Source organism: Pseudomonadota bacterium (assembly GCA_039815145.1).
In the GTDB taxonomy this organism is placed as follows: Bacteria; Pseudomonadota; Gammaproteobacteria; order Steroidobacterales; family JBCBZW01; genus JBCBZW01.
The window spans coordinates 1-9,521 of record JBCBZW010000169.1; the positions used below are offsets into that span (position 1 = coordinate 1).

Annotated in this window: 6 protein-coding genes; 2 read left to right on the forward strand and 4 right to left on the reverse strand. The window is 68.2% G+C overall.

All coding sequences use genetic code 11. The features are described from left to right. The first annotated feature begins 135 nt into the window (after positions 1 to 135). The gene (locus AAF184_22950) at positions 136 to 981 is read left to right on the forward strand and encodes a hypothetical protein (GenBank protein MEO0425213.1); all 846 of its coding nucleotides are present in this window, start codon (positions 136 to 138) and stop codon (positions 979 to 981) included. On the opposite strand, the gene AAF184_22955 is transcribed toward AAF184_22950, so the two are convergent. Beyond that, positions 978 to 2,300 (reverse strand): lipopolysaccharide biosynthesis protein, encoded by a 1,323-nt coding sequence (locus tag AAF184_22955; protein MEO0425214.1) that lies wholly within the window; start codon positions 2,298 to 2,300, stop codon positions 978 to 980. The genes AAF184_22950 and AAF184_22955 overlap by 4 nt on opposite strands. 254 nt (positions 2,301 to 2,554) lie before the next feature. On the opposite strand from AAF184_22955, the gene AAF184_22960 reads away from it, so the two are divergent. Then, positions 2,555 to 3,283 (forward strand): DsbC family protein, encoded by a 729-nt coding sequence (locus tag AAF184_22960; protein ID MEO0425215.1) that lies wholly within the window; start codon positions 2,555 to 2,557, stop codon positions 3,281 to 3,283. 22 nt (positions 3,284 to 3,305) lie between these two features. Here the strand turns inward: AAF184_22960 and AAF184_22965 are convergent, their stop codons facing one another. The 3 genes from AAF184_22965 to AAF184_22975 all read right to left on the reverse strand — a co-directional run. After that, on the reverse strand, positions 3,306 to 5,993 hold the full coding sequence (locus AAF184_22965; protein ID MEO0425216.1) for a DUF2339 domain-containing protein: 2,688 nt from the start codon (positions 5,991 to 5,993) through the stop codon (positions 3,306 to 3,308). 63 nt (positions 5,994 to 6,056) lie between these two features. Then, positions 6,057 to 7,547 carry an alkaline phosphatase gene (locus tag AAF184_22970; GenBank protein MEO0425217.1) on the reverse strand — a complete coding sequence of 497 codons (1,491 nt, stop codon included), beginning with the start codon at positions 7,545 to 7,547 and terminating at the stop codon, positions 6,057 to 6,059. Positions 7,548 to 7,648: 101 nt separating this feature from the next. Further along, positions 7,649 to 9,521: protein kinase (locus AAF184_22975; protein ID MEO0425218.1), on the reverse strand; the 1,873-nt coding region annotated here is incomplete at its 5' end.

Consider the following 9,521-nt stretch of genomic DNA (forward strand, 5'->3'; position numbering starts at 1 on the left):
GTTGGATACTCCACTGCCACCAGCAATCACCCACGCTGGCGGCTACCTGGAACCGTCCACGGAACTACACTACACTATGCGAATCTGCGGTTGGTGGGCTGGTGGCGGATCGAACGCGTTTGGCAGCGCGGCCACGTGCAAGACCAGAGCCTGTTTCAGGCGATCTCGGCCCTGCGCGCCGCCCTCAAACCCCTCGACGCCATCCGCACCCACCCGAACCTCGGCTACGCCTGGGTGCAGCCGCTGCACCAGGAGGAGGTAGCCCGCCCCAGGATGAGGCCGCGCTTGGCCTACACGGCGGGCCTCGCGCTGATGGTGCTGGCCAACGGCGCCGCATGGCTCGGCCTCGTCGCGCGCCCCGTGGCGTCGACGCCGGTCGCCAGCCACTACGAGGCCACCCCGATGCTGCCCGCGCTGCAGGCCTTCTCCTTAGGCATGGAGCACCTGGAGCAGGATCGCTTCGCCGCCGCCAGCGAGTTCTTCGCCCTCGCCAGCCAGGAGCACCCAGCGTTCCTGGAAGCCCAGCTGATGGGAGCGGAGGCCTCCCTGGCCGAAGGCAACATCGCCGCCGCCCGCGAACGCGCCAACGCGCTCATGCAGCAGGCGCAGTCCCAGGACAACGGCTACCTGCTGGTGGCCGCCCTGGACGTGCTCAGCCGCGCTGCTCTGGCGCAGGGTCGGCAGGACTCGGCGCTGGACCTGGCCAAGACGGCCGCGGGCAACGCGCGCGAGGCAGGCTACGCGTGTGCGGCGATGGCGATGGAAGCCCGGGTCGCATCCATCGCTACTGACTTGGGTCTTGCTCTCCCCGCTGAAGCGACCGCCGCTGAACACCCGGACCCGCCGGTCCTAGCCGACGACACCGCGCCCGCGCACTGCGCAGCGATCGTGCCGCGCACCAGCCAACGCACCCCCGACGACACCTGCGTGGATTCGCTCCTGCCTGCGCCATACGGCCGGGAGGAGGACTGGCTGGTCTAAGCGGCCTGGGCCGCTTCCTGCTGCTTGAGGGCGCGCAGGGCCGAACTCCACAGCAGCACGCTGGCGGAGATGGCGTAGGCGAGCATCGCCAGCCCCACGCCTTCCGCACCACGCTGGCCCGCCATCGCGGCGATGCCCACCACCAGGATCACGGTGGCCGCCGCGCGGCACAGGAACACCGCGCGCGGGTGATTGAGGGCGAACAGGGTCGACTCACAGCACAGGCCGAGCGCCAGCACACCGCCCGCGATGAGGAACATGGTGAGCACGGCCGCCGCCTCGCGATACTCCTCGCCGAACAGGCCACCGAGGATCTGCTCCGCCCCCAGGGATCCCAGGAGCACCACCGCGCCGATGATCGCCGCCGCCGTGCCCGTCAAGCGGAACAGCATCGCGCGCAGACGGGCCACATCGCCGTCCGCGCGAATCCGCACCGCCTCCGGGTAGATCACATCGCCGAGCAACTGCGCCGGCTTGGCCAACACATTTGCTAGCTCCTGACTCACCTTCACGTAGGCAGCAGCGGATGTAGAGATGAGGCCACCGCTCAGGATCACCGGGGCGTTGAGAGCGATCGCCGCCACCGTCGATTGCAGGTTGGCCCAGACGATGAAGGGCCAGATACCCTCGTGATCCTTGCGCCGCTCACCGCCCATGAAGTCCAGCCTAGGCATGCGGCGGTTCAGCTCCCGCCAGCCTAAGGCGATGAGCACCAGGGAGGCGGTGGCATCGCTCACCAGCCACACGCCGATGAAGTAGAGCAGGGGCCAGTCGAAGTACCAGCCCACGGCCACCCCGATCGTGCGCATCACGGGCACCACCAGGGCCTGGCGGGCGAGAATGTCGAAGCGGTCGAAGGTACGCAGGAGACCGATCGGCGTCCAGCGCAGGGCGATCAGGGAGGTGACGCAGTAGATCAGTGCCATGCGCTGGTACTCGGCCTCGATGCCCAGCGCGCTGGCGAAGAGCAAGATGGCCACGACGCCGGCCGCCGCACCGACCACCGCCCCCACCACATCGAGGGCGCTGGTGAGGCGCAGGAGGTGGCGGAAGCGCGGCAGGTCGTCGGCCTTCAAGTAGGTGGCGCCGTAGTTGATCAGCACCTGCCAGGAGCGGAAGGAGGCGATCTCGCGGATCGTCACCACCACGCTGTGGGTGAGCAGTACGATGCCGAGGTCCGCCGCCCCGAGGGCGCGCGCCGCCAACGACAGGTACAACAGCCCGAACACCGCGCCCGCGCCCTTGGCGCTCACCAGGAACCCGGCGTTGCGGCCGATGCGGCCCAGCAGGGAGCGTTCGCGGGGGCCTGTCTCGCTCACCGGCGGTTCAGCTCCTGAGTCGGGTTGAGTGGGGTAACGTCTTTCCATCAGGCCGTGCAGAGGGGGCACGCCTGGGCGAGGCGCACAGTGTAGTGACCGCATCCCGGATGTCCAGCCAACCCCCGGATAGGGCCACGACATCCCACAATGCGCGACGTTGAGATCTTTTTAGGTCCTGTTAGCGCGAAATTAGCTGCCCTCGGCGGGCTTTGGCGGGATACTGCGCCCACAACAATAACCCCAGGAGCCCCCTGATGAAGCACCTCTCCACCCTCTGCCTACTCCTGATCAGCGCGCTGGCCACCCACGCTGCCCAGGCCGACGCTGCCGCCGATCAGCAGGCCCTGGAGGCCGCCCTCGCCGAGCTGTTCCCCAACCAGTCGGCGCCGGTCATCACCCCTTCCCCGGTGGAGGGCATGAGCGAGGTGGCCTTCGGCACGCAGCTCTTCTACGTCTCCAACGACGGTCAGTTCCTCCTGGGCGGCCCGCTGATCTCCGTCGCCGAGCGGGAGAACCTCACGGAAGCCCGCATGGCGGTGGCCCGCCAGGACATCCTCGTGGAAGCCGCCGACGCATCGCTCTACCGCTACGCGGCCTCACCGGCGAAGCACCGGGTGACGGTGGTCACGGACATCGACTGCCCCTACTGCCGACGCCTGCACCAGGACCTCGCCAGCTACCAGGACGCCGGCATCGACGTGCGCTACGTGATGCTGCCGCGCTCAGGCGTGGGCTCCGGGTCCTATCGCAAGGCGGTGGCGGCGGCCTGCAGCGAAGATCCCGAAGCGGCGATCACCGCCGCCATGAACGGCGAGAACTTCACCGATGCGGACACCAGCTGCGAGCATCCCATCGATGACCACATGGCTCTGGCCCGACGCCTCGGTGCCTCCAGCACACCCACCCTCTACCTGGAGGACGGGCGCATGCTCCTGGGCGCCAAACCCGTCGACGAGGTGCTGGCCGCCATCGCCGAGCCCTAGTACTGCAAGCGCGCGGGTGGCATCACGAGGCCGTGCTTGCCACCCGCCCCTCGAGCCGCTGGTGCAGGTAAGCCACGCCGAGCAGGCTCAGGCCGAGGCCCATGAACGACGCCACCCGCAGCAACCCATCCAGATCCGACAGATCGACCAGAAACACCTTCGCGATCACCAACCCCAGCAATCCCAGGCCGGCGCGATAGGCCTGCTGCCCCAGGCGCCAAGTGCCCCCTAGCAAAAGCGCTAAGGCGATCACCAGCCAGACCACCGAGTAGGTGTACAGCTCCGCCCCCTCGATCGGCGGGCGCGACGGGTGCACCGTCCCGGTGAAGAGGTGGCGAATCTCCACGGTGGCGAAGAGGAGTGCCGAGATTCCCGCAAAGGCGGTGGCCGAGGCGCGCAGGGCCGGCGCGTACCAGCGGCGGTAGGCGAGACCCAGCAAGACAGGCACACCGAACACCAGCAACAGCAGATTGAAGACACGGGTCTGCCCGACGTCCTGGTGAACCCACGGCACCCCCCAGAGCGTGAACAAGGCGATCAGGGCGTACAGCCCCAGCGCCAAGGCCGCCAGCACGTGGCCATAGGCACGGAAGAACCCGGCCAACGTCTGGCCACTCTTCGCTCGATGGTAGTAGACCAACCCCATCGCCCCCGCCAGCACCATCGCGAGCGCCGCCTCCGTGAGTTCAAAGCGAGGCGCGTACACGATCCCGTCGTACAGCTGGTAGCGAATCTCGCTCCACACCGTCAGCACCCCGAGGTGCAGCGCCGCTCCCTCCGCCCAACGCGCCAGCGACGGTTGCGAGCGCAGCCAGTACGCCGCGAAGGCCGCACAAAGCGCCGAGCCGCCGTAGGTCCAGAGCGACCAATGCACATCCACCGGGTACCCCGCCAGCCAGGGATTGAAGGTCAGGCGCACGATGACGAGCGTGATCACCAGCTTGTACAACCAGCCCAGACCGGACAGTTCGAAGTGTCGGATCACCCAGGCCAGGGAGACCAACTGCGCGGCGAGCGCAAGCGTTAGGCTGGCGGCGTCAAAGACCATCGTCGCGGCCACGCCCAAGGCCAGATGCCCCGCGATGAAGAGCCACACCGCGAGGGAGTCCACACGGTGTTTGCGCACCACGGTGGTGGCCGTGGCCAGGTAGCTGAGGCCGAGCATGAGGGTCAGCACTCCCCACCGGGTGTCGCCGTCGGGGCGCGCGATCAGCAGGTAGGCGAGGATGATGAGCAGCACCGGCGCGAGGGTGGCGAGGGAAGCCCAGACGGCTGTGCGCGTGGTCTTCACCACGAACAACCACAGCCCCATGCCCACCGCGAGCAGTGCATAGAGCGCCAGGTACGCAAGGAACGTATTCACCGACGCCTGGGCGATAGTGCCCAGCACAAACACCTCGTTCTGCGCATCGACGAAGGCGAGCAGCCACGCACCCAGGATCACCAACAACGCGAGCCACGGCATCAGCACGACGGCATCGCGATGGCGCGATAGCCACAGGGTGAACGCGAAGAAGGGCAAGCCCAGCCACCAGGGCGAGGCCACGTCCGGATTGGCGAGGATCGACAGCCCCGTGGCCAGCGCGGCGAGGGCGTAGGTGAGCAAGGCATCACGCGCTTTCGTATCGAGGCCGCGCAGGGCCTTGAGCGGGTTGTAGCTACCCTCGGGCTGCGGGTAGTCGCTCCGCAGGCGCCAGTCGCCCGTGGGCGCGGCGGCCACCAGGTAGGCGAAGGCGGTGAGGTAGAGGGTGCGCAGGCCATCTGCGCCCGAGGCGTCTAAGGACAGAAACCACCACCCGAGCGCACCGACCACGGCGCCCCACCAGAGCCAGGGCCGGTAGACGTAGCGCAGCAGCAGCAAGGCGCTCAACGAGATGATCAGCGAGTAGATCAATACGATGCGCACATCGCCGGTACCCGTGGACACCAGGATCGGCACCAGGTAAGCGCCCAGCATGCCGAAGGCTGCCAGCATGGGGCCGTGGAGTAACGCCAGCGCCATAGCACCTAAGGCGACCAGCGCCATCGCCCCGAAGGCTGCACCAGGACCGATCAAATCGTATAGGCGCATCGCCGCCAGGAGCGCACCGTACAGGGTGATACAGCCGGCCCCGGCGAGGGCTGCCAGCGCGGGCTGAGCGCCGCCTTGGCGACGCCGTAGGTACTCGGCCAGTCCGAGCAGCGCGCCACCGGTGCCGAGGGCCGCCAGGATACGCGCCAAGGGACCGAGCCATCCCCGATCCATCGAGTAGCGCACGAGGAAGATCCCGGCGAGGGCCACGCACGCACCGCCGAGCCAGGTCATCCAGTGTTGCTGCAGCTGGGCGCCCCAGCGCTCGCCGAGCACTGGGCCCTCGTCCACGGCAGCCGCCGCCGAGGCGGCGCTCTCCTCTTGCCGCTGCTGCTGCAAGGCCTCCAGGCGCGCTTGCCACGATTGCGCCGCGTCCTCGGCGTCATCAGCCGCTCGAGGCACCGCCCCGTCAGCTGCGACTTGCTCGGGGTTCGGCGCCGACTCCGGCGGCGAAGAGAATGCCGCAGCACCATCGCGACGCATCGATTCCAAGGCGCGCGCGATCCACTCCCCCTGCGCCCTCAGCGCGGAGACCTCACGCTGGAGGCGGCCGATGCGCGCATTCGCGACGAATCCGGCGATCGCCCCCACCAAGATCGTTAGCACCAGGAGCGCTGACAGAATTCCCACGATATCCATGCGGCGGAGTATATCGGGTCGCGCCAGGTGCGCCCGCTGGCAGTGCTACGCGAAGGGCGGCGCCTACTGCTCCTCGAGCGACCAGCCGTACGCGAACACGATGAGATCGTGAATCAGGTTCTGCTCCATCACCCCACTCGCCAGGTGCGCCCAGGGCCCGCCAGCGAAGAGGGCGACGTCCTCCCCAGCGTGGGTTTCCGTGAGGGCCTTCTCGCCACTCGAGGTGGTGTAGAAGGTGGACACGAGGGCTTGCTGGAACGATTGCGGGCCGGTTCCGGGCATGGGACGCGGGCCGCTGAAGCCCGCGCCGGGGCCGTTGAGGTAGCCGAGGGTGGTGTAGGGCGTGCCGTCGGCGTCGACGGCCGGCATGGGGTGGGCGTGGCCCGCGCCGTCGTTGTGCACGACCAGGCCCAGGATGGGGTTATTGCGCGTGGGGTAGCCACCCATGGTGAACACGTGGGAGTGGTCGGCGGTCACCAGCACGAGCGTCTCAGCGAGATCCACGCGAGCCAAGGTGGCGTCGACGGCTTCGCCGAAGGCGACCACTTCCGCCAACGCTTTGCCCGCGACCCCATCGTGGTGGCCATGGTCGATACGCCCGCCCTCGACCATGAGGAAGTAGCCGTTGTCGGCGTCCTCCAGGCGGTCCAGGGCCGCCTCGGTCATCTGCCGCAGGGTGGGCGCGGTGGTGTCGGCCGTGCGATCCAGCTCGTATGGCAGATGCGAATTAGCGAACAATCCTAATAGCTGACCCTGCATCGCTGCCGTCCGCAGCTCCTCGGCCGTGCGCACGATCTGACGATCGGGCGCGCCACTCGACCACTCTTCCAGCAGGTCGCGACCATCACGGCGACGACCATCCACCTCCCGCGGCAGGAAGTTGCGCAGGCCTCCGCCGAGCATCACCTCGGCGCCGTCCCCCTCGGGCCGGGACAGCAGCTGATCGGCGATGTCGCGGCAGCCCAGGGCCTTCGCCTCGGCCGGCAGGTGCTTGTCGTCTTCCCAGTTGCGCTCGGGACTGTGGGCGTAGAGCGTGGCCGGCGTCGCGTGGGTCAGCCGTGTGGTGGTCACGATGCCGGTGGCGAGGCCCTGGCGCTCGGCGCGCTCCCACACGGTGGTGAGGCGATGTTCCAGGGCCGCCGCGCAGTCCTTGCGGTCTGCCTGCGGCCCCACGGAGATAACGCCGGCGCGCGTCTTGTGGCCGGTGAACATGGCGGTTGCCGTGCCGGCCGAGTCCGGCACCTGCTGGTTCGTGTTGTAGGTTTTGATGAGCGCCGTGTGCGGGAGGCGCTCGAAGGCGAGCACGTTGGATTCGCCGTCTACGCCACGTTGTTGGCCGTCGTAGATGCGGCCTGCGGTGATCGTGGAGATCCCCATGCCGTCGCCGACGAACACGATCACGTTGCGCGCGTGCTGCGTGTAGCGCGGCGCGCGTACGCGCTCGACCAGGCTCGCCGGCACCGCGCCCAGCTCGACGGATGACTCGACCCCGTCGGGCGCTCCGCCGCAGGCACCGACCAACGTGGCCGTGAGGATGAACAGCATCGCGCGCATGGCGTCTCCGAGGGATCAGGCCGAATGCTCGCCAGTATAGGCGAGGCCACCCGCGTCCGTGCGAAGTGCCGGCAGGCACATGCTTCGAGAAATGGGGCCGCCTAGCTCTCCGGCGACGGGGGAGCGTTCAGCGCGTAACGGTCGGACAGAAACGACTTCTGCAAAGCGTGCGCCTCGACCAAGCGGTCGAGGGTGTCGGTCACCTCACCCGGCGCTTGACCGTCCTCCGCGAAGGCCGCCCGGTAGAGGGCGAGATAGCTCGCGTGGAGGTACCACGGCGCCTGGTCGACCGGCTGCACACTCAGCGCCTGCAGGGCGCCACGTGCGTCGTCCACGGCGCCCGTCTGCATGGCGTTGACGATCTGCGCCAGCGCCAGACAGAGCTGATACAGCGGATCGCTAGTCGGGGCGGAAGCGTCCTGCGCCAGCACGGCCATTTGCGCATCCGCCGCTTCGTCCAGGCCGAGCTGCCGATAGAACAGCACCGCCAAGGCCCGGCTGCGGAACTCGGCCACCCCGTTGGAATAGTCGAGGTCGCTGACGGCCAGCGTGCGGGCGATGACCTCCTCGGCCTTGGCGTAGTCGCCGCGCGCCATCTCCAGCATCGCGAGGTAGGGATAGGTGATCGTCCATTCGGCGATGGGCGTTCCCCCCAGCACCTCATAGACTTCGTAGGACTCCGACAGGGCTGTGTGCGCCTTCTCCAGGTCGTTCACCTGCAGCGCGGAGTACCCGAGCAACCCCAGGGCCAGCGCGCGCAGGGGATGCACGTCTTCACCACCCGCCGCCTCCCAGTACTCGAAGCCTTGCTCGTAGTACTCGATGGCCGCGGCGTGATCACCCAGCTTCGACTTGTTGTAGCCGAGGTCGCCCACGGAGGATGCCAGGCGCGCGTAGTTGGTGGGGTCGTAGGTCTCCAACCAATCGATCGAGGCCTGTGCAAACGTCGGCGCCTCCGCCAAGGCCTCGGGGCTGCCGTGGATGTTGGAGACGATCGACATGTTGATGTAACTCAACTCCCGCATCGGGTGGTCGGCGGGCAACTGCGCGTCGGCCAGCACCGTGGCGGCGCGTGCCTGGGCCACCGCCTGCTCCCCCAGGGCCCAGATGCTCAGGGATTCGCTGAGCGCCACCATCAGCTCCACGCGCGTGGCGGGCGGGAGGTCCTGGCTGCTCTCGAGGTGTGCGGAGGCGGCCAGCAGTGCTTCGCGCATGGTGGCGTTGACGCCTAAGCGAAGCGTGCTGCTCCAGCGGTTGCTCGGCGCCTTGAAGATGTCGCTCATGAAGGTGGCCACGGCGTTGGCGCGGGCGAGTTGCTGCTGCGCCTGGCGCACCTGGTCGAGTACCACCAGGAACGAGGCGAACACCACGCCGATGACGAGCGAGGTGGCCAGTACCCCCACCTTGTGGCGTCCGACGAAGCGGCGCAGTCGGTAGGCCGCGGAGGACGGTCGCGCACTCACCGGTTCGCCCTTCAGGTAGTGCTCGAGGTCTGCGGTCATCGCGTCAATGGAGGTGTAGCGAGCCGTGTCGTCGCTGGCCAGGGCACGCTGCAAGATGGCGTTGAGGTCGGAGTTCAGGACGCGTCGCAAGCCCGCTTCGCTCGTGCTTCGGGCGGCGGCAATCTCGGCACGCTCAGTGGGTGACTCGTCGTCGAAGCGACGCGATAGCGCAGGGGCGTCTTCCTTCGCCACCTTGTCCAACAGCGCCATCATGTTGACGGACGCCCGTCGGAACGGCCGGGCCCCGGCCACCAGCTCGTAGAGCAGCACCGCCAGGGCGTACTGATCCTCCGCGGTGGACGTGTCGCCCTGGGTGATGCGTTCGGGGCTCGCGTAGTCCAGCGTGAGCTGGGCACCGAAGGCGCTGGTCAGCTCAGAGTCCGTCTCCTCGAGATTCTTGGCCACGCCGAAGTCGATCAACTTCGGCACGCCGTGCTCGGTCACCAGCACGTTGCTGGGTTTGATGTCGCGA